Raw genomic sequence first — 21418 nt, forward strand, 5'->3', positions numbered from 1 at the left:
GGGCGTGCCGTGCTTGTATTTCAGAGAGGCTACTAGCCTAGTTATCTGCTCAGCGGGCGTATAGAGAAGAGACATACCAACAATGGACTACGAGAAGAAGGCCGCACAGTCGCTCGCGCATATCGAAGCGTCAGAGACGATCCATCCGGCGAACAAGAAGCTAATTCAAGACTATCACCGGCAGATGGTCGTCTCGGACATTAGTGGCGCGCAACAGCAGAATCTGATGTCCCACTACAAGATACTCGCTGAACGTGTTGGCGGTGTTCCGTTCGCGGATTTCGACAAAGAGGATGTAGAGGAACTCGTCTCTTGGCTCTATACACGCGGAACGACGAACTCGACCGTCGCTGACTACAAACAGGCGATCAAGCAACTGTGGAAGTGGATGAACGACGGTGAGGAGCCACTCGAGACGAAGTGGATTCATCGTGGTCCCTCTCAACACCGTCGGATTCTACCGCAGAGCCTCTTGACCCCGCAGGACGTTCGAGCGATGATCGCCGTATGCAAGAACGATCGCGATCGGGCTCTTATCGCTGTCCTCTGGGAGACCGGCGCCCGAATCGGGGAACTCATTGACCTCCGTCTGGGAGATATTGAGGACTCTCCACTCGGAAAACACGCTGTCGTCTCTGGTAAGACGGGAGCACGACGTCTCCTACTGCTTGAGTCTGGACCCTTCATCGACGCCTGGCACGCTGTGCATCCAAACCCACGGCCAGATGCGCCGCTTTGGTGCAAGATCGATTTGGACCAAGGCTCTCCCGAGGACCAGATCAGCTATCAGTATATCCGCTTGGGAATCCTTGAACGAGCGCGTGATGAGGCTGGGATCCAGAAGCCTGTGAACCCGCATCACTTCAGGCATAGTCGGGCGACGCATCTGGCGAACTATCTCACGGAGGCACAGATGTGCGAGTGGTTTGGGTGGTCACCCGGGTCAAATGTTCCGGGCCGGTATGTCCATCTCTCAGGGCGGGATATTGATCGGTCATATGTATCACTACTAAGCGCGGCAGGATACGAACGGATCTCGTAGAGACTTCCCAGAAAGATTGAATATCACCGATACAACAGAGTAAAGAGATGTTCACGTTACCGTGCAGATGAAACTACCTTCTTCTCCCAGTTAAACAGGAAGTCAGGAATAGAGCCGAAGTGCTTCTTCATTCTTCGGCTTCGGTACTCTGGATAGTGCTGGAAATTTCGAATCGGAATATCACTTGCATTCCGCCAGTTTCTCACGGCTCTCCCAGGGACGTTCACCTCCCAGACCGTGTCGAGATAGAGGATTACGCTCCATGGAGTACCGGGGGTATCAGTATCCTGGTCTCCTGCTTCTTGAAAGTCAGGCCACAGCTCGGTTGCAAGAGAGACGCTATTGCCAAGCTGATCGACTCGTGCTGCGTAGGGAAACTGATTACTGCCTGTATAGAAAAGCAGGTAGTCACCCGGTTCGGGCTTATGTCGCTTGCTTGTTCCAGTTGTTATTCCCCATATGGGTACCTCTTCGTCATACTGAAACGGGAGTCCCATCACCTCTGTGAGTTTCACAGGGGAGAGAACGGTTGACTTGAGATGCTGATACGCATATCCCTCTCCATCCCGTTTAGACGCTGGTGCGAAGTAGAGACTAGTCACAGGTGGAAATGTACTCCGTGTAATTCTGCGTAGCTGAGCTGTCTCTGAGGTAGGAAGACAAGGTTAGATCACTCCAGGAGAATAGACTGGCGAACTTGCTCATATGATTGAGCTACTGCTTGTAGAATCCTCTGTAGTAGCTCACAGGCTTCATGACGCTCGATCTTGATACGGTGCCCAAACGAACCACCCCATTTCTCATTCTCAGGCACACGTTCGAAAGTAGCGTCTTGGTCAATCGCCTTCGGCGGCTCAGAAGCAGTGATACCCGTCCTAACCGAAGGATTGAGATAGAGCCAGATGTTCGGTTGTACGGTTACGAATGCGCGTCCCTGAACAGTATCACCGACATAGTAGGTGTATCCACCGCCCGATGACTGTAGAGCGACCTTGCCATTAGTCACAGTCCGAATTTGCTTCTCGATCTGTTCATAAGGGTTCTCACAGGTATTGAGCGGGAACATAGCGTCCAGTCCCATAGGAGAGACAGACGAGTGGAAGATAATAAGTATACCTTAGCGAACATAACACTAGGCAGAGATCTGCATCTAGCTGATCCTTCGAGACTAAACTAGACGGATACTCTGAAGACTCGATCCTCTCTAGAAGGGAAACGGGCTGTACCAGCGAGTACTCGAACACACCTTCTTCGCCTCGTTTACGCAGGTATAGGTGGATATATTTAACCAACGGTCTCGAGAGGATGCCCCGGTATTTGTTGGTTAAATTGGCCGCCTACCGGTGTGGCTCCCAGGGTAGCTTACACGCTACCGGCACGTTACTGGCGGAGCATTCTATGCGAACGGCCGTGGTGGCATTCGCCGACTCTCGTAAGCAATCCCATTTGTGAGTACGCTCGGCGGAAGCGTTATCCGACTATTCCACGAACTAGTAGATATGCACCTCACACCGCCGGTGCACCTGCGGAACACGCGGACCACGAGCGCTCGCTTCGTTCTCTCATAGTCGGTCGCGGCGCCGGCGGGTGGATCGCCTTCTCACCGAGCAGCTGTGCCGTTTCGACCGACATCAATGCAGATCGACGACTACGAACTCCGCGACCGAATCGACCGCCTCGCCGACTACCGCGGCGACGGCACCGAACTGATCAGCCTCGCCGTTCCACCAGACAAATCGCTTCAGACGGTTCGTCAGCGAATCAAGCAAGAACACGCGCAAGCAGAGAACATCAAATCCGACCGAACACGCAGCCGCGTCAGAGACGCACTCGGACGTATCCGTCGCCTCCTCCGTGTGTACGAGGAGATGCCACCGAACGGACTCGTCATCTACGCCGGGGTCGTCGACGGCGAACTCCGCGACTCCGTCTTCGACGATCTTGACGTGCCCATAGATATCTCGCTGTATCGGTGTGCCGCCGAGTTCGAGCTGGACCCCGTCGAGCGGGTACTCACACCCTCGGAAACATACGGTCTGCTCGTGCTCGAACGCGGGCGTGCGACTCTCGGCCGACTCGCTGGAGAGCGTGTCGTCCCGCTCCAGTCGTTCGAGAGTCAGGTGATGGGCAAGACGAGGGCCGGCGGTCAGAGCGCCCAGCGGTTCGCTCGCGAGCGCGACCGGCAGAAGCGGGAGTTCTTCGGCCAGGTCGCCGACGCTGCCGAGAGTGCGTTCCTCTCCGACTCCCCTGTGGAGGGGCTACTCGTTGGCGGGACGACGATCACCGTCGACGAGTTCCAAGCGGGTGAGTTCCTCCATCACGAACTCCACAATCGCATCCTCGGCGTCTACCCCGTCGAGTACGCGACTGAACAGGGACTCTCCCAGCTGGTCGAGCAAGCGGATTCGGTACTCGATAGTGCCGAGCAACAGCGGACCCGAGAGACGCTTGAGCGCTTCTTCACTGCGCTCGGGCAGGGTGACGATGTTGCCTACGGCTCAGAAGAGACACAGACGGCGCTTGAGTACGGTGCAGTTGACGTGCTGCTCGTCTCCGAGGCGCTGTCAGCGGACGAGGTTCGGGAATTAGAGACAGCGACCACCGAGCAGGGAGGGGAGTGCATCGTCGTGCCAACCGAGACTGACCGCGGAGCGCAGTTCGACGCTGGCTTCGGTGGGATCGGAGCGCTCCTCCGCTTCCCGATCAACTAAGCAACTACCGATGACGCGAACAGGCTGAGTGTGAGCGTTGATCCACAGGCACGCCTCCAGACCCCGTCTATCTCCTGTCCCTCCTAGTATCCCATGCCTCGTCGGGCGATCACCGGATCCCAGTCTATTCGTGTGGTCGCTCGACAGCTTTCGCAGCCTCGATCTCGTCGGGTGTTTCGACTTCCGCGAACAGTGCCTGATAGGTATCGGGCTCGAAGAGGTTGTTTCGGTCGAATAGCTCCCGCGCTGCGTCGGTCAGCCGAAAGAACCGATACGGTTGGCCTCGGCTCAGTCCTGCTCGGTCACGCTCGATCACTTCGACGAGACCGACTTCTTGGAGTCGATTCAGGTGGTCGGTGAGCGTCGAGGCGGCGACGCTCGGATTATAGTATTCGAGTTCCTTCTTCGAGGGCGCACCGTTCGGATGGCCAACGATCGTCCCAACGATGTTCGCTCGGGTCGTATCGTCGAGCGCGCTAAACGCGACGATCGGGTCGAGGCCACTCGTCTCGCCGCTTGGAGCGAGTGCCGAGGGATCGGGCTGTGCCATTGTACCTGTACTAATGGGAGAACACTAGATAACCATTTCGGCGAATATCGAAGTGGTATCATCAGTACTCGTTTCGTTCACTTCCACTGCTCTTTCCGCACGCTTAGGTGCTGACCGTGTCTCGGCTGGAATATGACTGACGACGCCGAGATGCAGGGGATGATCGACCGGTTAGGCGAGCAACCGGGAGAGCAGCTCACGCCGGAACGTCTCGAAGAGATTCAAACGGCGATGCACGAGGATCTCGGACGATTCATCGATACAACCTCGTACTTTGTCCTCGGCTCGTACGGTGACGAAGAACGGCCCCAGCTAGAGACCGTGCGCGACCAACTCACAGCCGAGGCGGCTGTGGCGCGGAGCGATACCGACGTCAACGCGTTTCTGATGGACGAGATCCACGATATCACCGAGTTCTTCACATCGAAGTTCAAGATGCTCGTGAGCTACGCCGATCACATCGTTGGTGTCTACGAACACTCGAAGGGTGGTCATGCATGGGAAGCCGGATACATCGACCAGCCTGCATACAGAGAGCATACGCAATCATTCTACCGCGTATATGAGAGCGATGACGAACAGCGCGAAGCCTACGACGCCATGTTCGCCCACTACATTCAGTCACTCAATCGGGAGGACCGAGCCCACCAGTGGGAGACGACTGACGAACTAACTGACGCTGTGATAGCCGTATACGCCGACGACTAACATCTCCCGTCAAAGGCGTATTCCCCTCCCACTCTTCTGTATCGCAATACCGAGTCCCCTGCTCCGAGAGCCTGTGTCAGTAGATTCGAATCAGGGCAAGCGATCATGCCTACGTGGCTGTACAGCGCTCGACACCATCGACGAACCCGACATTGAGACGATCTCCGACTCAGAGATCCCGCAGTCACCGTACCGCCGCTGTGAGCGGTGCCGCTATCCTGACCCGCCGTCGCTCTAACAAGCTGTAGATTGACAGTATTCTCCAGTAACGGGTTAGCTTGCAGTACTTCACCACTCGTGAACTCTAGTACCCCCTCCTCACCTCCACGCCAAATTACCGGTCGGCCGTATCCACTTCAGGCATCGTCGTGGATGTAAATCAGCGTCTGGACATCGATCATCGATGCATCCCCCGCATGCGCCTCGATTTTCTCAAGCAGCGCTCGACAGGCCATTACTACCTCCCGATACTGCCGGGCGTTAAAGCCCATCTCAACACCATCGGCGGTCGAATACGCCGCGAAGAAGTTATTCAGCCGCTGATACTGGAAGGTGATGTGCCGATCCGGATAAGCATACATCAGTAGTGCCGTCGCTGCACGTAACAGCGATCCCGGTGAGCGGTCGTTCTCCTCACGTGTGGTAAGATGCGAACAGAATTCGTAGAACTCGTTGAGCCGGTCGACGATGTCGATCTCCTCGTCGAAGAGATCCGAGAGGACGACCGCCGCCTCCGCCGGGTTCTCACGACAGTGAGTGACGATATCAGCCCACGCGAGCCGGTGGAATCGACCACCCATCATCTTCGCGGGGACGTTTGAGACCGCATCGAACTCGTCAGTCGGCTCTTCGATCCGGTCGAAAAATCGGGGGATCTCTGCTGCAGTAAGCGCAGTCAGATCGAACTCCGAGCGGACGACATCCTCGAAGTACGCCGCAAACTGCCACTTCCAGACTTCGATGTGTGTGCCACCCCAGTGTTCGGTCTCGAAGTCGTCGTACGCACCGCCCTCGCGGGCATCGATATGTTCTCGAATGAGCTCGTTGACACCGGTCCACTCGATTGGGTCGGCACCGTCAGTATGAACGCGGTGTCCGATAAGCGGGCGAAACAGTGGTGCATAGGGCCCCGTGAGCTGCGATCTGATCGTCTCCCGGTCCGTCGTCTCAATGAGACGGAAGAACTCGTCGATCTCCGCGTAGATGGGGATTGCATACGACGTCCCGGCGGTTGTGTGCCCGACGATGGAGTCGTACTCGTCGCGGAACGTCTCAATCGCCTCAACAAGCGAGTGTCGGTCGGTGCCGACGTTGTAGCCAAGCGTGTCGAGAGTCTGCTTCGCCTCAATCGATGGGATCGGCTCGTGGCCGCCCTGCAGCCGACCGAACAGTTCGTAAAATCCCCAGCCGTCGGCGGCCCCATCAAGCTGCTCTGTCCACTGCGAATTGAATTGCTCAGCTGAATCCATCTCGGTGATAAGCGTGTGAAGCGACTCGAGAGCACCATCTGCGCGCAGCAGCATTGCTGCGTTGGGCGTCCAGTACCCACCCAGTGTCTCGGGACTCCACAGGCGGCGAAACGTTTCATCCGACGGATCAGCAAGAAAGGCATCGACACGAGCTTGACAGCGACGTGTCCGATTCGTATCGGAGAAATCGATACCAGGCCCTGTTGGGCCAGCAGCAACGAGCTCCCCCCATGTCCTGAGAGCCGGGGTAAGCGATTGACCGAGTGTCGACCGAGACATAGACCTTAGTTTTCACACATGTATATAATACAGACGGAGTGTTTGTGTGCAGACGAGACTATACCGAAATCGCTTCGGGCAGAATCACCGGCACGGACGATCATCTTGACCGTCGAATCAGCAGCAGAGGAGCCGTCCGACGAAACACAGTTCACGTACGGGGAGTGACCTCGATAAGATGGGATCTAGCCGCTCGCATGGAGTACTCACACTTCTTATCTGGTTTGTACTGGTCGGTGGAGTAGTCGCCGCTGGCGTCTCGACAGGCATTCTTGACCCCACAGAGGCTCCGACTCAAGCGGAGGTAGAGGACGCGGTAGGAGGGCTGCTCGCAGACCTGACCAATCCCACGTCGTCAAACCCCCCACAGCCGGCAGTAAGTGAGCCACCCAACACTCACCCCAACAATCAGAGCGGGCTGAATCGATCCCGGCTCGAGTATGCTATCCACGAGCAGATCAACGACGTACGCGAGAGGCACGGATTCACGCGGCTTCGGTTCGATTCGGAGCTCCGTGCGCCTGCCCGATACCACTCACAGGACATGGCGACGAACGACTACTTCGCTCACGAATCACCCACCGGCGAGACGGTACAGGACCGCTATGAGCGATTCAATTACGAGTGTCGCGTCTCGATGGATGGGAATAGATATGCGACCGGTGGTGAGAATATCGTTCAAACGTGGTATGAGGAGTCGGTTCGCACTGATAATGGAACGGTTTACTACGACAATGTCGACGAACTAGCCGAGGGGATCGTCCACCAGTGGATGCAATCGCCCGGCCACCGCGAAAACATCCTCCAGGAGTTCTGGCAAACCGAAGCGATCGGTGTTGCTGTGACCGAAGTCAATGGGCAGACTGCAGTATACGCGACGCAGAATTTCTGCTAACTGTCCCCCCAAACTGGCGTCGGTCGTAGACGCGTGAGTGTTTCAGGCTATTCTCTCCAGTCGGTTGATCCTACAGAGAGTGGACTGCAGTCAACTTCGCTCTGAATACTACCCAACAAAGTCTCTTAACCAACGTTCCCCGCGGGGATACGGTAGATCGCGTTGGTTAAGACCAACAATTGGAATCGCATCCCATGGTTACGACACGCCAGACTCCAAAGTTACAATTAGCCCGGTCTGATCAGTGCAGCCCGAAAACCCGGTCCATCTCTTCATTAGTCAACTCGAAGTCGAAGATGTCGAAGTTGGCCCGAATGTGGTCAGAGCCGGCAGCTTTCGGGATCGCCGACACCATCTCCTGTTGAAGCAACCAGCGAAGCGTTACTTGGGCGGCTGTCTTGTCGTACTTCTCCCCAATCTCGGCAAGCACTGGCTCATCGAGAACCTCCCCGACGTCGAACGGGCTGTACGCTGTCAACATCACATTCTCGTCGACACAGACCTCGAGCAACTCCGACTGGTCTTTGTGCGGATGATACTCGACCTGATTGGTGATGATCGGAGTCTCAGAGTAATCCATCGCATCGTGGAGCTGTTCGATCGAGAAGTTACTCACACCAATATGAGCGACGGCGTCGTCGTCTTGCAGCTCGTTCATCGCGCTGATCGTCTCCCCAAGTGGGACAGTATCGTTCGGCGAGTGGATTAACAACAGGTCGATGGTGTCGACTTGGAGTGCATCGAGACTCTCGTGGGTTGAGTCAATGACACTCTCGTGATCGCGGTTGCCGTCGTCGAGTTTCGTCGTGACGAACACTTCTTTACGATCGACGTTAGACGCCGTAATTGCGCTACCAACGGCGCCTTCAGTCCCGTACGTCTGTGCGGTATCGATGTGCCGATACCCAACCTCGAGGGCAGTCTCAACCGCCTGCTGACACCGATTGGTCTCGTCAAATCGTGCCGTTCCAATGCCGAGTGCTGGTACCTCGACGCCCTGTGTGGTGACAAACTGCATAATCGATCTTAGAAGACCGGGGAAGACTCAGTAAGTCCATCGGCCCCACTTGCAAGAGCCCGGGTGTTTCTCGCCGGATTCCACTGTCAGTGATCCGTTTTCCGGCCTCTGCCGGTTGGAGAACTGAGCGGGCGAGTTTGAAGATCTATCTATAGTCGTATACTTAAAAATGAATATCAGCCGTGAATTTTTGAGACAAGAAGTTATCACGATGATCCTTCTCCCATCACTTGATAGTGTTGACAGGTAACAGCGGTTCATCTACTACCTGGGTTGGGCTCGGATGAATCGAGATAATAGTAGCAGTCAGGAAGCTGAACAGCCGCTTACGGTCGCCAGACGAACGATTCTCTCGCTCGTCCCGATGGGATTCGTGGCTGGGTGTCTTAGTACGGCGAGCCGACAAGCAAATACGACTAACCGGACCGCACCCAGCACGGCGTCGAAATCATCGAAGCTCGCCGCCCCAATCCAAGAGGTTGCTCGCTCGTCCGATCCTGAGGCAACCGCGGAAGCGCGAGGAATGCAGACGTGTGATGGGCGCGTGCTTGTCGTTATCGAACTTCGATCAGATCGTGATGTTCCTTCTGATGCGGATCTAGTCGTCACCTCACGAACTGACGAAGGCGTCTTCGCATACGTCGGATACGACGACCTCGAGTCCGTCGCTTCTCACCGCAACGTTTCGCTCGTCCGCCCTCCGAGAGAGGTTTCATAATTCATGTCTTCACACCGAATACTCGCTACCGTACTTGCATTGCTTCTTCTCACCGCTACCGTTCCCTCCATGTCTGTTGCCGCAATCACGGTGCCGACTGAGACCGGGGAAAACCAAATCCGATTGACCAACGGAGAATATACCACACAAGCAAACGGATTAGAGTCCATATCGCAGTCGACGTGGAACACTTCGTCGAATAAGTCCGACTCGAAACTGTCGTCGTCTGTTACCCGTCTCCTCGACAAGGCGGATGATACGCCCGTCGAGTCAGATACGTCGCTGGTTACACAGAGCACTGATGATCCGTTCGTAACCGTACGCGTTGCAGCGTCGCCTGCCCACGTTGAGGAGGCGATACGTCGGGTCGGGAGCCATGGAGGAACCGTTCGGACGCGAGCCGAGACCCGATTTATCGCACAGATCCCAACGAATGCGCTCCGCGGATTCGCGAAGTCGCCGGCGATCTCTTTCGTCGATACGCCGACCGAACTTGCGACGGCAGGGAGCGTAACGAGTGAGGGGGCCGGAAGCGTATCGGCGCCAGCAGCTCACACCTACGGGGTTACTGGTGAGGGGGTCGAGGTGGCCGTCATCGACAGTGGCTTCGACGCGTCGAACCCGGAGATACAGGACAACGTCGTCAGCTATCAGGCCTTCGACGGCGACGGAGAGGCGTGGAGTAACGAGAGCGGGCAGCACGGTACTGCCACGGCGGAGATCGTCGTCGACACCGCGCCGAACGTCTCGCTGCACCTCTACCGCGTTAAGTACGAACTCGACCTGCTCAACGCCATTGAAGACATCAGCGAACGCGGTTCGGTTGACGTCGTGTCGATGTCGCTCGGATTGAACAATGGACCATTCGACGGCACCTCGACGCTCGATAACGCGATCGCCGACTCGGTTGCCGGCGGTACGACGTGGTTCGTTGCGGCCGGCAACGCCGGCGGGGGACACCACTACAACGTCGAGTGGACGGATGCCGATGCGGACGAATATCTGGAGTTCTCCGGCTCCGACGAGACGCTCGGTATCACGCACGGTACGAGCGGTCCGTTGACCGTCACCGTGAGCTGGGACGATTATGAGAACCGCGACCAAGACTACGATATCGCCCTCTACGATGCTACGACCAACGAACAGTTGGCCGTCTCCACGAATCCACAGACGGGGTCGTCTGGGGCCCAATCTGAAGAGGGTATCACCCTCGCGGCCAGCCAGACAACGTCGAATATGTATCTCGTCGTCCACCGTTACGACGCCAGCGCAACATCCGACTTCGATATCTTCGTCGGTGACTATTCGACACTCGAATACTGGACCAACACACGGAGTGTGACGCGTCCAGCGACCGAAGAGACTGTCCTGACGGTCGGGGCAGTTCGGTACTCCGATCTCTCTGTTCGCTCATACTCCTCGCGCGGGCCGACGATCGACGGTGACCGCAAGCCGGAACTCATGGGGCCGGATGGCGTCTCCTCGAGCGTCTACGGCTCCGCTTCGAACGGCGGCTTCCCTGGGACTTCCGCCGCCACGCCGCACGTGGCCGGCGTCGCCGCATTGATTTCGCAGGTCGATAGTGACGCTACCCCTGCCGAACTTCGGAGCGTACTCACGTCGACGACCGATGAGATCACCGGCACGGAGCCGGACAACACGGCCGGCTACGGGCTCGTAAACGCGAGTGCGGCGCTCAAAGCGGCCACAGCCAGCGACGGGGCACCCCCGTCGATCACGAATGCCGTTGCGGTTGATGCGACTCCGGATGCCGAGATCGGCGATATCGAGAGTGTCGTTACCGACGGCGATACGGTTCAGGTCAGCGCGACGGTCACGGACACGAGTCCGATGGTGGTAACCACCGACGTATCTCCGCTTGGTGGACCTTCCTCGCTTTCGCTGACCGACCAGGATTCCGACGACGTCTACACCGGTACGTTCACCGTGGATGCGACTGGCGCCGGTGCCGCTGATGGCACATACGCGTTCGGTGTCACGGCTACTGATGTGGCCGGCAATACTAATTCGGTGTCGACGACGCTGACACTTGATACGGTAGCTCCGACACTGACCGACGTGACTGCTGTGAGCGACAATCCGATCGATCCGGCGTTCGTCGGTACTGACCGAACACTCATTGTCAGTGCGAATGTGAGCGATGTGACTGCCATCTCCGGGACTGTCGACCTCACTCCGCTTGGCGATGAGCCGAACGAATCCCTCGTCGATACTGATGGGAATGAGGAGTTCACGGCTACGAGAGTGATCGACCACTCGACCATTGAAGGGACGATGTCGTTCTCCGTGACCGTCACCGACGCGGCCGGCAACCAGAACAGCGCGACCACGGGTCAGATTACGATCGATCACACCGACCCGACGATCTCGGACGTCGCTTTCGTCAACGCGACCGACGGGACTGCACTCCTTACTGAGGGCGACGACGCCAAGGTACGTGCGACGGCCGCCGATACTCACCTTGACGCAGTGAAGGTGGACCTCTCGAAGTTCGGTGGCCATTCATCGGTCTTGCTTTCGGACGAAGATGGAAACGGTGTCTACGAAACTACGTCGACGATTACGTCGTTCAATGGGAGCGCTCGGGTCGACGTTACGGCCGTCGACACCGCAGGTAACGAGGCCCCCGAGCAATCGAGTGAACTCTTGGTTGGAGCAGCCGACGATACGGTCGCGCCAGTGCTCCTGAGTCCAGAAGCGACGGACTTGACCGACGGTGACGGCGAAGTGGGCGAGAACAACCAGGTCCGACTCGCGGTCACGGTGACCGACGACATGCTCGTCGGTGCCGTCGAAGCGAACGTCTCAGCGTTCGGTAGTGGGACAGTTTCCCTTACTGACGAAAATGGGGATGACGTCTACGACGGAACGTTCATCGTCGGCAGCGAGGGGACGCTCGCACCGAACGGATCGCACGCAATCGAATTCACCGCGTTGGACGCGACGCGCAATGAGAACACGACGACGACGGATTTCACCATCAACACGTCCAGTCGGAGCCCGGACACGCCGCCGCTCCTCTCGAACGCGTCTCTCGTTGATGAGACGGACGGGAACGGAGTGGTCGCTGATGGCGACACGCTCACCGTAACCGCGGACGTGGTCGATAACGACCTCGACACGGTGACGGTTGAGGCAAGTGCCTTCGGGGCCGGGACGGTGAGGCTCACCGACGCCGACGGCGACGGCACCTACAGCAGTACCTTCACCGTCGACGGCGTGCGTGTGGGCGCGGATGGCGATCACGGAGTGACCGTCACCGCACTCGACGTCCTTGGCAACACGAACACGAGCACGACTGAGGCGGTGACGCTCGATACGACCGCACCGACGGCCGACGCCGGAGCGGATCTGACAGCCACCGCCGACGAGTCTATCTCGTTCGATGGGTCGGGGTCACACGACGCGACCGGGATCGGCGAGTATGTGTGGACCTTCGGTGATTCCTCGTCCGGGTCTGGCACTGCCCCGGCCCACACCTACTCTGAGGCTGGTGACTACACCGCAACGGTGACCGTGACCGACATAGCGGGGAACACCGCAACTGACTCGCTCAATGTGACCGTCAAAGCCGCTGCTTCCTCGCCGGCCGCTGGAGTGGGTGGAGGCGGCAGCAGTGGCGGAAGCGGTGGTGCGAGTACTGGCGGTAGTGCCGTGTCCTCACCACCGTCGACGCCCGAGCCCACTCCAGAGCCAGTCGAACCGAAGCCCGAGGTGACTGTGTCTGGCAACGCGGGTGCGACCGTCGAACGCACCGACACGGGCGTCAGCATCGAGATCACTGACGCGACGTCGATGGACAGGGTGCGAGTTGCGCTCCCGAGCGAAGACGTCACAGCACGTCTGGCGGCCGACGGAGTCTCCCTCGAATCGATGTCGACGACGTTCGCGCGCGATACCGGATTCAGCGCGGATGTGTCGAGTTCGTCGACTGCTCCGACTGATGGGACGCCCGCTGTCGACCACGCAGTCGGTTATCTGACCGTCGATACTGCCGACGATTTCGAGGAGGCGGACGTCTCTGAAGTCCGGTTCGAGTTCGCTGTCAGCACCGACCGACTGCGTGAACAGGAGATCGCGCTCGACGATGTTGTCCTCTACCGCTACCACGATGGTGAGTGGACAGCGCTCGAAACTCGGCTCGTCGTCACCAGCAGCACGACGGCCCGATTCGAGGCCGTTTCACCTGGTCTCTCGACGTTCGCTATCGCAGGGCAAGATTCACTTGCTACTGCCGGTGACGAGGCCGATGGTAGTGACACCCAGCGTGTTGATGAACAGAACGAGACGGACTCAGGCGGCGTTACAGCTACGCCGACAGTGACGAGAGATACAACCTCCTCACCACCTCAAGTCGATGAATCGACGACGACATCGACTACCGGCCCTGGATTCGGTGAGCTTAGTGCCATTCTCGCCTTCCTCGCCGTTGTGCTGGCTGTTCGGCGCCGAACGAGCCACAAATAGACTTCTCAGCACCCTTCCCGACTGCAATATCCGATTCTCATTTCCTCCAGATCGCTCCACGCTGAAGTATACTGATTCGTTAGTATCGCCGTGGAGGCGCTGTGGGCCCGAATAGTGCATTGTGGGCCGAATAGGAAGTCAACTACCTCGGCGACCATCTCGACCGTCTCGTGGTCGTTCAGCCTCTCGGTAGGGAACTAAGAATGGTAGTCGAACCTGACGGGTACACCGATACAGGGCATGTCTCAGCGAAGGTTGATATCCATCGCTCCAGATGACGAGCCATGGCCAGCGCGGCATCGCTTTCGGAACCGCAGGTCCTCGTACACACCAAGCGTCGGCTCTTTCCGAACTCGAATGAGGAGAACACCTACGCTGTCTGTGATACTCAGTTCGCAATGGAGGAGTGGCTCCCCGGCCAGTCTATCACGACCGACGTACGCGAACGACTCGCCCCCTTCAACCATGTTCGACTGGGATCTGGGTATCCGGACCTCGTCGGTGTCCGACTACTCGACCCAGAGCTACTCGCGGTCGAACGATTTGGTGACCAGCCGCCGCTGATCGCTGTAGAAGCAAAGGGCTACACCGAGACTGGGGCGGTCGATGTCCAGCGTGGTGTCGTCCAAGCGTACGACCGGCTCAGTGAGGCCAACGCCGCCTATCTCGCCGCACCGATGACGTCGATCTCGGCATCAGACCGTACACTCGCACGTGAACTCAATGTTGGCGTCCTTGGGGTCGACATGGAGGGAACTGTCGAACCACTTGAAGTCCCCCGCGTCGTCGGGAACCGGACATCCGACGATGCGACCGCTATCCGCTTTCAGGCGACAGCACAAGGCGTTGCCGACAAGTCGTTTGGACTCAACCATCCGAAGAACTACCTCGGCGTCCCGCTCGCACTGTATCATGCTGCCGATACCGACGAACTACTTGCCGACAACGTCGTCGGCGCCGTGAAGGGTGCCCGACAAGGGGCCGCCTTCCTTGACTTAATTGACGAAGGTCCGGCCGGGGCTACACTCACCCCACTCGGCGAGGAAGTCGTCCGATTCGCACTCGCTCGCTACGAGACGGTTGATAGTGCACTGGCGGCGTTCGACGACTGGAAGGGTTCACAAAGACGGTTCTGCGAGGTGGCACCTGCATGGGGATTCATGACAAGGCGCGTCGTCTGGGCGTACCCAGCGACACAGTTGCTCGTCGAGGAACTGCAGACGATGCACGACGACGGATTCACCGCACCGTCACTGGTCGATCTCGTCACGTGGCTCCATGTCCACCACTCTACGTTCACCGTCGAGTTGTTTATCCGAGGAACTGACGACGCTCGGTCACGGGTGCTTGATGAAGACGGAGAGCTCCGAACCGAGGAACTGAGCGACGGGAACGTCTTCCATTCGCCGACGGTCTTTCAACTGAAGGCGATATTATTCCATGCCGGGGTTCTCACCGAACGCGGCGCAGAGCCGACCCGACTTGATCCAGAGAGCGATACTTGGAAACTCCGCGAACCCTTGGACGCCACTCGGTGAACCCAGACCCTGGAAAGGGTCTAATGTGAACTTCTATCGTCCAAACCACTCGGCTATCTGCGTCGTATGCTCCGGTCTCGCGGATGTCCGTTCGAGACGGCGATCATCGTCACTCTCACGCTCTATCTTTCGTTGTACCATGCGAGTGTTTCACCGATAGCCAAGCCAGCTGTCGGAATCTGAACGTTGTCGACTTGCGATTCGACGAGCGGGAGCAGATACTCGTAGTAGGCCTTGCCGGTGTGAATCACAAGTTCCGCTTCGTCAGTGAGCAGATCGGCTTCGTCAAGTTGTTCTTCGACCTGTGCGGCCCATGTTCGTCGTTCATCGACCGTTGCGGTAGTAAGTGTTTCATCGTAAGGGGCGATCTCGTGGGCATCAGGTTCTAAAAGACCGTGCTTCGCAGAGAGGATATACCAGGTGTCGTGGTGCCGATTGCAGTACGCTCTCGCCTTCCGAAAGAGCGCTGATGGCTCGTAGAGATCGCGAGGGAGCGCTGGCTCGTCACGCTTCGAATTTGTACAACGATAATCCACAGTGGATAGTAAAAACGCCGAAACCGCCGATAGCAGGTATTTCGAGACGTGTATCGCCTAAATCCGATAATATAAACTCTATATGGCGATACCGAATTTCCAGCCGTGCAAGATGAGACTACGGTCCGTATAGAGCGGGCGTGATGCGTGATTTCGACCGAATTGAAGATCAGACTGGGATCCGATCTCAACTTTGAACGGCAATCATGCCGACCTCCTGGTTCAGACTCGCTTCTCGTCACTCGTCACGACAGCGCCGCCGCTGATCGAAGGAGATCATCGGCCTCTAAAAGGGTGTTCTGTCCAATTCCAGTCTGCTTCTTCAGCAGAGAGAATCGCTGAGACGATTGGAGTGGAGCGGATAAGTAATGATGAACCCATCCGCTGTTCTGATTAGCACTCTTAGCGTGAGGTGTTTCTGTATACTGAGTCTGTATCTGGAATCCGTATACTATATTCATAACTCAATTTGGCCCGATACCTTCCCCTACTACCGCCATCTACAACGACCGACCTGGGTGGACGTGGTACCGCAAAAACGTTCCATCGATAGCTAGCCCCGCTGTCGAGACCTGAATAGTATCGGCTTTCTATTCGACGAGCGGAAGTCAGTTCTTGAAGTAACCTATGCTCACAGTTCCATCTCATCAGTAAGTGCGCCCCCATCGTTGAGGTGCTCTTCGACTGCCTAAGGAGAAACTTGGTAGATCGATCGTCCGGGACCCCGCAGGGAGGTGGTTCGCGGGACGAGCTACTCCGTCGGTCAGTCTGTCGGGATGGTGTTGCTCTCGATGTCCTTTGGATAGTAGGTCAGCGACCTCGTTCCGTTCTCGGTTACGAGGATGGTATCCGAGTGCCTATACCCGGCGACGCCCGGCACGAACAGCGCGGGTTCGACCGTATAGAACTGGCCCGGTCGTAGGATCTCGTCGCTACCCCGGTCAAGAAACTCGCGCTCGTGAACGCCCAGTCCGATATTATGACCGGTGTGGTGTTGCGTATACTCCAGTAGTCCCTGTTCCTTGCAGTAGTCATGGACCTGCTGGTCTACGGTCGACGCCTCGATACCAGATTCCATCGTCTCGATCGCCAATCGCTGCAGTTCGACCATGTGGTCGAAGTACTCGCGGTGGTGGTCGGGGACCTCCCCAACAAACATCGTCCGCTCAAGTTCGGTGCGATATCCTCCGACATTCGCGGACGCTCCCGTGATAAGTACGTCCCCTTGTTCGAGTCGACGATTCTCGGTCAGACCGTGCGGAAGAGCCGTGTTCGGGCCGGAAAGGAAACCACACGAAGCGGGAAATCCCCCCCGAAGGTGCGAGTCGTACCGGTCGCCCAGTGCGTCGAGCATCGCCATTGAGGCGTCAAGACTCGCTCGTTTTGCGACCCAGAGTTCATGTTTCCCCGGTTCGGCGTACTCCGCTAGGTTCCGGTGTGCGAGGTTGCCCCACTTTGCCGATTCCTCCATTAGTTCGATTTCGACGTTCGACTTCTCCTTTCGGAGATCGGGAATCCAATCGACTATTTCTCTAACAGACACGTCCGCGAACTCGTCGAGTGCAGGACCGCTGTACCCCCAGTAGCCAGGCGCGCCGTTCATGTCGGCGGCCACGTCGTCAACCCCGAGCTCGTCAAGCATCTCTCGTATCGTCTCTTCAGGCGTTGCCGACGTGTGTTGGTGGTATGTGGACCCCTCGCGCGTCCCACCCGGGTAGTCGTAGTAATAGGAGACGGAGTCTAGCGCAGGGAATTCGTCGGTCGTAGCCCGGTCAAGTTCGAGACGGGGGACGGTGATAGCGACCGTATCATCGGTTACGGCTAGACATACTGGTCGCTCGGTCTGGAGGTGGTGAAAGCCGCTCACCCACTCAATGTCCGTCGGGGAAAAGAGACACAGCACGTCGACGCCTCGTTCTGCGATTCGGTCACGTACCGTCCCGATTCGGTTCTCGAACTCTGCTTGTGGCACGCTAGTAAGACCCATAGACCGACCCGCGACTCGGAAGCGTAATAAGTGTTTGGTAGCGAGCGAATCGACGCGCTCTCTTTGTGTCGGTGGTCGTTCTTGGTGAGGTCACTCGTCTCGGTCCGTCCAGAAGTCGAATCCCCGTCCCGGCGCGAAAACATCGATTGCGACGGCTCGCTCCGAGCCCGTATTCTCGACGCGATGTTCCTCGTTTGTGTCAATTTTGACCGAGTCGAACCGTTGAATTGTTGCCTCGTCGTCAGGTGTGTACACCGTTAATTCTCCCTTCAGGGCGATACAGACCTGCTCATTTTCGTGACTGTGCATCGGTGAGGAGTGACCGGGTGGTTTCTCGAACCACTCGAAGGTGAATCGGTCGCTGCCAGCGAGCGAGACTCGCTGCCAGCCTTGGTCGGGCTCGTATCGCTCAGCCTCGCTGAACAAGACACGCTCCATAGTTAGCTCTTGTATATTAGCATAAGGACTTATCTCTTCGGGTAACTCGCCCCTCGTTATGACTCAATCGTCGACGCCTAAATCGTATTCCGAAGATTCTCAGACTTGCCACGAGAAATCGCATGACGTCATGCGTAATCAAGAAGAACGAAATGTGACTGCTGACACCGACGCGTACCAACACTACATCGGCGGCGAGTGGACCGACGGCGAGAGCGACGACACCTTCGAGAGCCAGAACCCCGCCACCGGCGAGTCGCTCGGCACGTTCCGTCGGGGAACGGCTACCCGAGCGCGCGGGAGGTCATCGAGGCGGTGACCGAGCGGACGGCGTGGACGCTCAACAACAGCTACGACATCGAGATGGAGCAGGGGCTGTCGGCCGACATCAACGTCAGCGACTAGTTCCACTGGAGAACCACTGATTCGAAAGATGACAAAATTCCCGGAGGAAAGCGACGAGGTCGATGAGTATTCTGATTGCGCATAACACAATGTTCATTGGAGTGTGACGGGAAACTGAGGCCGTGCAAACCGGAATCAGAGCACGTTTGAACAACATCGGAACGGATGGGAAAATTCTCAACGTTCCGATGGATCATGGGATAACGATTGGAGCCACAGCCGGACTCAAGGACATCGAGGCGACAGTTGAAGCAGTAACGAGCGCCGGCGCTGACTCGGTTCTAACGCAAAAAGGGCTGGCCGACCGCGTCCATCCGCACAAGAACACAGCTGGATACGTAATGCACCTGAACGCGTCTACGACGCTCGGGCCTGACGCAAACGACAAGCGACTAACTGGGACGGTCGAAGAGGCGATTCGACTGGGAGCCGATGCGGTGTCGTTCCACATGAACGTCGGGAGTACCCACGAACCGGAGCAGATCGAGGACCTCGCCGGAATCACCGAAGAGGCTCATCGATTCGGCATTCCGGTAGTTGCGATGACGTATGCTCGAGGTCCAGATACTGACGAACACGACGCCGAGAATCTCGCTCACGCAGCGCGTATTGGGGAGGAACTGAACGCAGACGTGGTGAAAACAGCGTACTCCGGTAGTGCCGAGAGCTTCAGACGCGTCGTCACTGCAACGCAGTGTCCCGTAGTCGTAGCGGGTGGAAGTCCGGGCACAGACCGAGAGATGCTAAAGCAGGTCCGTGACGCAATGGACGCCGGGGCAGTCGGTGTTTCTATGGGTCGTTCAATCTTTCAGCACGACCAGCCAGGAGCGATGACTGAGGCGGTCTCGGTTGTGGTTCACGACGACCAATCTGTCGACCGAGCCCTAGAGACGACGCTACTCGCCGAGTAGCGGAGCGCGGGCACTCAATCTAGTGACGGTGGCTCTCGCTTCCGAGCGATCGGAGAGATATCCGTCGGGTAGTCCATTAGGTTCCGGAAGCCGTCCTCCTCAATGACGACTACGTCCTCCAATCTGACGCCGCCACGGTCAGCATCATATATCCCTGGTTCAATAGTGATTACGTTGCCTACCGCGAGTCTCGTCTCCCCGTCACGAGTCTGGAACGGCTTCTCGTGAATCCGAACGCCAAGTCCGTGACCGGTTCCGTGCGTCAGCCCAATCCGGTCGTCACCTCTCTCAGGTATCCCGACCGCGTATCCGTGTGACTCGATAACGTCCGCCATTGCTCCGTACAGTTCGCCGGTCGTGACTCCCGCCCCCTCAGAGATAGTGTCGAACGCAGTTCCGATTGTCTCTTCGACGATGCTGTAAGTTTCACGCGCCCACTTGGAAGGAGAACCCGGGACGAACGTCCTAGAGATGTCACCGTAGTAGCCGAACGGACCACGCGGTCCGAGGTCAATGAGGACCGTCTCGTGGGGGCGGATGGTGTCTTGGCCTGTGAAGTGCAGGTCTGCACAAGAGGGGCCCGCTCCGATGACGATGTTCCCGTAGTCGGAAAGTCCACACGTGGCCAACGCTTTCTGGATTTCGCGGCGAAGCCGTTCCGTTGTAAGGGGTTCACTCTCCCAAACTAGTTCGTCACCCTCAACGACCGCCTCGGACAGAACCCACTCCGCGCGGGCCATCCCGAACTGGACACCGTCGGCGAGATACACTAAGAGACGCTGCTCGTCACTCGTCTTTTCGCACCAGATTGTATCGGGTTCCGCCACCACCTTCACCGAGGCGAACGACTCTAAATCGGATGCGGTTCCGACCGGGGTTGTGTTCGGAATTATGATATCTGGCGATTCGTCGAGAACGGTTGCTACGAGGTCGGTGACGGACTTATCGGACGGTATCTCGACGATTCGGTCGCCCGGAAACCGGTTCTCCGCCTCGCGGAGGTACCGAGCAGAGACACCGAGAACCGTCTCCTCGTCAGTCTGAACGAAGACGTAGGATTTGTCCTCTCCGTCTACCCGGGTAAGATACCGGAGGAGATCGTCTGTCCCCTGCCCGACGTGGACGTAAGCGTCGACCTCACCGAGGTCTACTGCGGCAGCTAGCGCCTCGTAGTTCGAATTGGGAGCGTCGTACAACTCCATGGATGGTAGTGGGGGGGCCGTGACTTAATGTACAAGGTGATCGACGGGCATCCGCCACCTGCAAGCGAACACTCGCGAGGATGGGGTTCTAATATATGGATCTTGAAGTCCCACCAGGTGATCTGAGGACACCATTCCGGGCTGGCCCGATCCTCGTCACTCGGTAGTAGCGTTCCGACGAGATGCTTCAGAAGTGAGCAGGGTATACTCATTACATCGGTACCATCGTAATCCAACTGCCTGGGTGAGCAGCCGAGTGACTCCATGTGAGCTGAGAGGGTTGATTCCCACACGTTCGGCGCATCTCCTGGCCGCCCAGCTCATTCAGGTGCGCTTCTCGACCGGCGGACGGAACTCTCAGGGAATACAACACCGTTCGGCGATTCGGGACGTTTATGAGCGAATCGAGAATAAAAACCGTCGTCTCAAAAGGGATGACGATGAGGCGCAGAGACCCTCGCGAACAATAGCGGGAAGAGGGGAGACCTTACTTACCCCTGGACGGAGCGAGGAGGCGGGAGGT

The 21418-nt window shown here is 57.6% G+C and carries 17 protein-coding genes; 8 read left to right on the forward strand and 9 right to left on the reverse strand.

Translation table 11 applies throughout. The annotated features are described in order from the left end of the window. Window positions 1-82 precede the first annotated feature (82 nt). The gene (locus AC6RUA_RS19015; RefSeq protein ID WP_499816082.1) at window positions 83-1042 is read left to right on the forward strand and encodes a tyrosine-type recombinase/integrase; all 960 of its coding nucleotides are present in this window, start codon (window positions 83-85) and stop codon (window positions 1040-1042) included. 56 nt (window positions 1043-1098) lie between these two features. Here the strand turns inward: AC6RUA_RS19015 and AC6RUA_RS19020 are convergent, their stop codons facing one another. Together AC6RUA_RS19020 and AC6RUA_RS19025 are read right to left on the reverse strand one after the other, a co-directional pair. After that, window positions 1099-1644 (reverse strand): hypothetical protein, encoded by a 546-nt coding sequence (locus AC6RUA_RS19020; RefSeq protein WP_499816083.1) that lies wholly within the window; start codon window positions 1642-1644, stop codon window positions 1099-1101. 68 nt (window positions 1645-1712) lie between these two features. After that, on the reverse strand, window positions 1713-2123 hold the full coding sequence (locus AC6RUA_RS19025; RefSeq protein WP_499816084.1) for a hypothetical protein: 411 nt from the start codon (window positions 2121-2123) through the stop codon (window positions 1713-1715). Window positions 2124-2676: 553 nt separating this feature from the next. On the opposite strand from AC6RUA_RS19025, the gene prf1 reads away from it, so the two are divergent. Next, a complete protein-coding gene (prf1, locus tag AC6RUA_RS19030) occupies window positions 2677-3753 on the forward strand; it encodes a peptide chain release factor aRF-1 (RefSeq protein ID WP_499816085.1) in 1077 nt (358 codons plus the stop codon). Between the two features lie 124 nt (window positions 3754-3877). Here prf1 and AC6RUA_RS19035 read toward each other — a convergent pair whose 3' ends face one another. Then, window positions 3878-4303, reverse strand: a complete 426-nt coding sequence (locus AC6RUA_RS19035) for an ArsR family transcriptional regulator (RefSeq protein ID WP_499816086.1) — start codon at window positions 4301-4303, stop codon at window positions 3878-3880. 132 nt (window positions 4304-4435) lie between these two features. Between AC6RUA_RS19035 and AC6RUA_RS19040 the strand changes: the two genes are divergently transcribed. Continuing rightward, window positions 4436-5011, forward strand: coding sequence for a DUF8170 family protein (locus tag AC6RUA_RS19040; RefSeq protein WP_499816087.1), 576 nt, complete (start codon window positions 4436-4438; stop codon window positions 5009-5011). 356 nt (window positions 5012-5367) lie between these two features. Here AC6RUA_RS19040 and AC6RUA_RS19045 read toward each other — a convergent pair whose 3' ends face one another. Beyond that, window positions 5368-6534 carry a hypothetical protein gene (locus AC6RUA_RS19045; protein ID WP_499816088.1) on the reverse strand — a complete coding sequence of 389 codons (1167 nt, stop codon included), beginning with the start codon at window positions 6532-6534 and terminating at the stop codon, window positions 5368-5370. A 403-nt stretch (window positions 6535-6937) separates the two neighbouring features. Here AC6RUA_RS19045 and AC6RUA_RS19050 point away from each other — a divergent pair, with 403 nt between their 5' ends. Continuing rightward, window positions 6938-7654, forward strand: a complete 717-nt coding sequence (locus AC6RUA_RS19050) for a CAP domain-containing protein (protein WP_499816089.1) — start codon at window positions 6938-6940, stop codon at window positions 7652-7654. Window positions 7655-7895: 241 nt separating this feature from the next. Here the strand turns inward: AC6RUA_RS19050 and AC6RUA_RS19055 are convergent, their stop codons facing one another. Continuing rightward, window positions 7896-8672, reverse strand: a complete 777-nt coding sequence (locus AC6RUA_RS19055) for an aldo/keto reductase (protein WP_499816090.1) — start codon at window positions 8670-8672, stop codon at window positions 7896-7898. A 787-nt stretch (window positions 8673-9459) separates the two neighbouring features. Here AC6RUA_RS19055 and AC6RUA_RS19060 point away from each other — a divergent pair. Continuing rightward, entirely contained in the window at window positions 9460-13878 is a 4419-nt protein-coding gene (locus AC6RUA_RS19060) for a S8 family serine peptidase (protein WP_499816091.1), read from the forward strand. Between the two features lie 284 nt (window positions 13879-14162). Next, on the forward strand, window positions 14163-15416 hold the full coding sequence (locus AC6RUA_RS19065; RefSeq protein WP_499816092.1) for a hypothetical protein: 1254 nt from the start codon (window positions 14163-14165) through the stop codon (window positions 15414-15416). 122 nt (window positions 15417-15538) lie between these two features. Here the strand turns inward: AC6RUA_RS19065 and AC6RUA_RS19070 are convergent, their stop codons facing one another. The 3 genes from AC6RUA_RS19070 to AC6RUA_RS19080 all read right to left on the reverse strand — a co-directional run bounded on the left by AC6RUA_RS19070 (window position 15539) and on the right by AC6RUA_RS19080 (window position 18377). Continuing rightward, the gene (locus AC6RUA_RS19070; RefSeq protein ID WP_499816093.1) at window positions 15539-15952 is read right to left on the reverse strand and encodes a DUF6884 domain-containing protein; all 414 of its coding nucleotides are present in this window, start codon (window positions 15950-15952) and stop codon (window positions 15539-15541) included. Window positions 15953-16715: 763 nt separating this feature from the next. Then, window positions 16716-17939: a M24 family metallopeptidase gene (locus tag AC6RUA_RS19075; RefSeq protein ID WP_499816094.1), complete on the reverse strand. Its 1224-nt coding sequence runs from the start codon at window positions 17937-17939 to the stop codon at window positions 16716-16718. 90 nt (window positions 17940-18029) lie between these two features. Continuing rightward, window positions 18030-18377, reverse strand: a complete 348-nt coding sequence (locus tag AC6RUA_RS19080; protein ID WP_499816095.1) for a cupin domain-containing protein — start codon at window positions 18375-18377, stop codon at window positions 18030-18032. A 154-nt stretch (window positions 18378-18531) separates the two neighbouring features. On the opposite strand from AC6RUA_RS19080, the gene AC6RUA_RS19085 reads away from it, so the two are divergent. Beyond that, window positions 18532-18696: a hypothetical protein gene (locus tag AC6RUA_RS19085; RefSeq protein WP_499816161.1), complete on the forward strand. Its 165-nt coding sequence runs from the start codon at window positions 18532-18534 to the stop codon at window positions 18694-18696. 208 nt (window positions 18697-18904) lie between these two features. After that, the gene (locus AC6RUA_RS19090; RefSeq protein WP_499816096.1) at window positions 18905-19693 is read left to right on the forward strand and encodes a 2-amino-3,7-dideoxy-D-threo-hept-6-ulosonate synthase; all 789 of its coding nucleotides are present in this window, start codon (window positions 18905-18907) and stop codon (window positions 19691-19693) included. 14 nt (window positions 19694-19707) lie between these two features. On the opposite strand, the gene AC6RUA_RS19095 is transcribed toward AC6RUA_RS19090, so the two are convergent. Continuing rightward, window positions 19708-20895: a M24 family metallopeptidase gene (locus AC6RUA_RS19095; RefSeq protein ID WP_499816097.1), complete on the reverse strand. Its 1188-nt coding sequence runs from the start codon at window positions 20893-20895 to the stop codon at window positions 19708-19710. Between the last annotated feature and the right edge of the window lie 523 nt (window positions 20896-21418).

It is taken from the genome of Halorarum sp. SLYT50, assembly GCF_059821265.1.

Bases quoted from the DNA above. Each gene is read 5' to 3' on its own strand.
- AC6RUA_RS19015 (WP_499816082.1), top strand. From the start codon at position 83: ATGGACTACGAGAAGAAGGCCGCACAGTCGCTCGCGCATATCGAAGCG.
- AC6RUA_RS19025 (WP_499816084.1), bottom strand. From the start codon at position 2,123: ATGGGACTGGACGCTATGTTCCCGCTCAATACCTGTGAGAACCCTTAT.
- prf1 (WP_499816085.1), top strand. From the start codon at position 2,677: ATGCAGATCGACGACTACGAACTCCGCGACCGAATCGACCGCCTCGCC.
- AC6RUA_RS19035 (WP_499816086.1), bottom strand. From the start codon at position 4,303: ATGGCACAGCCCGATCCCTCGGCACTCGCTCCAAGCGGCGAGACGAGT.
- AC6RUA_RS19040 (WP_499816087.1), top strand. From the start codon at position 4,436: ATGACTGACGACGCCGAGATGCAGGGGATGATCGACCGGTTAGGCGAG.
- AC6RUA_RS19045 (WP_499816088.1), bottom strand. From the start codon at position 6,534: ATGCTGCTGCGCGCAGATGGTGCTCTCGAGTCGCTTCACACGCTTATC.
- AC6RUA_RS19050 (WP_499816089.1), top strand. From the start codon at position 6,938: ATGGGATCTAGCCGCTCGCATGGAGTACTCACACTTCTTATCTGGTTT.
- AC6RUA_RS19055 (WP_499816090.1), bottom strand. From the start codon at position 8,672: ATGCAGTTTGTCACCACACAGGGCGTCGAGGTACCAGCACTCGGCATT.
- AC6RUA_RS19060 (WP_499816091.1), top strand. From the start codon at position 9,460: ATGTCTGTTGCCGCAATCACGGTGCCGACTGAGACCGGGGAAAACCAA.
- AC6RUA_RS19065 (WP_499816092.1), top strand. From the start codon at position 14,163: ATGGCCAGCGCGGCATCGCTTTCGGAACCGCAGGTCCTCGTACACACC.
- AC6RUA_RS19075 (WP_499816094.1), bottom strand. From the start codon at position 17,939: ATGGGTCTTACTAGCGTGCCACAAGCAGAGTTCGAGAACCGAATCGGG.
- AC6RUA_RS19080 (WP_499816095.1), bottom strand. From the start codon at position 18,377: ATGGAGCGTGTCTTGTTCAGCGAGGCTGAGCGATACGAGCCCGACCAA.
- AC6RUA_RS19095 (WP_499816097.1), bottom strand. From the start codon at position 20,895: ATGGAGTTGTACGACGCTCCCAATTCGAACTACGAGGCGCTAGCTGCC.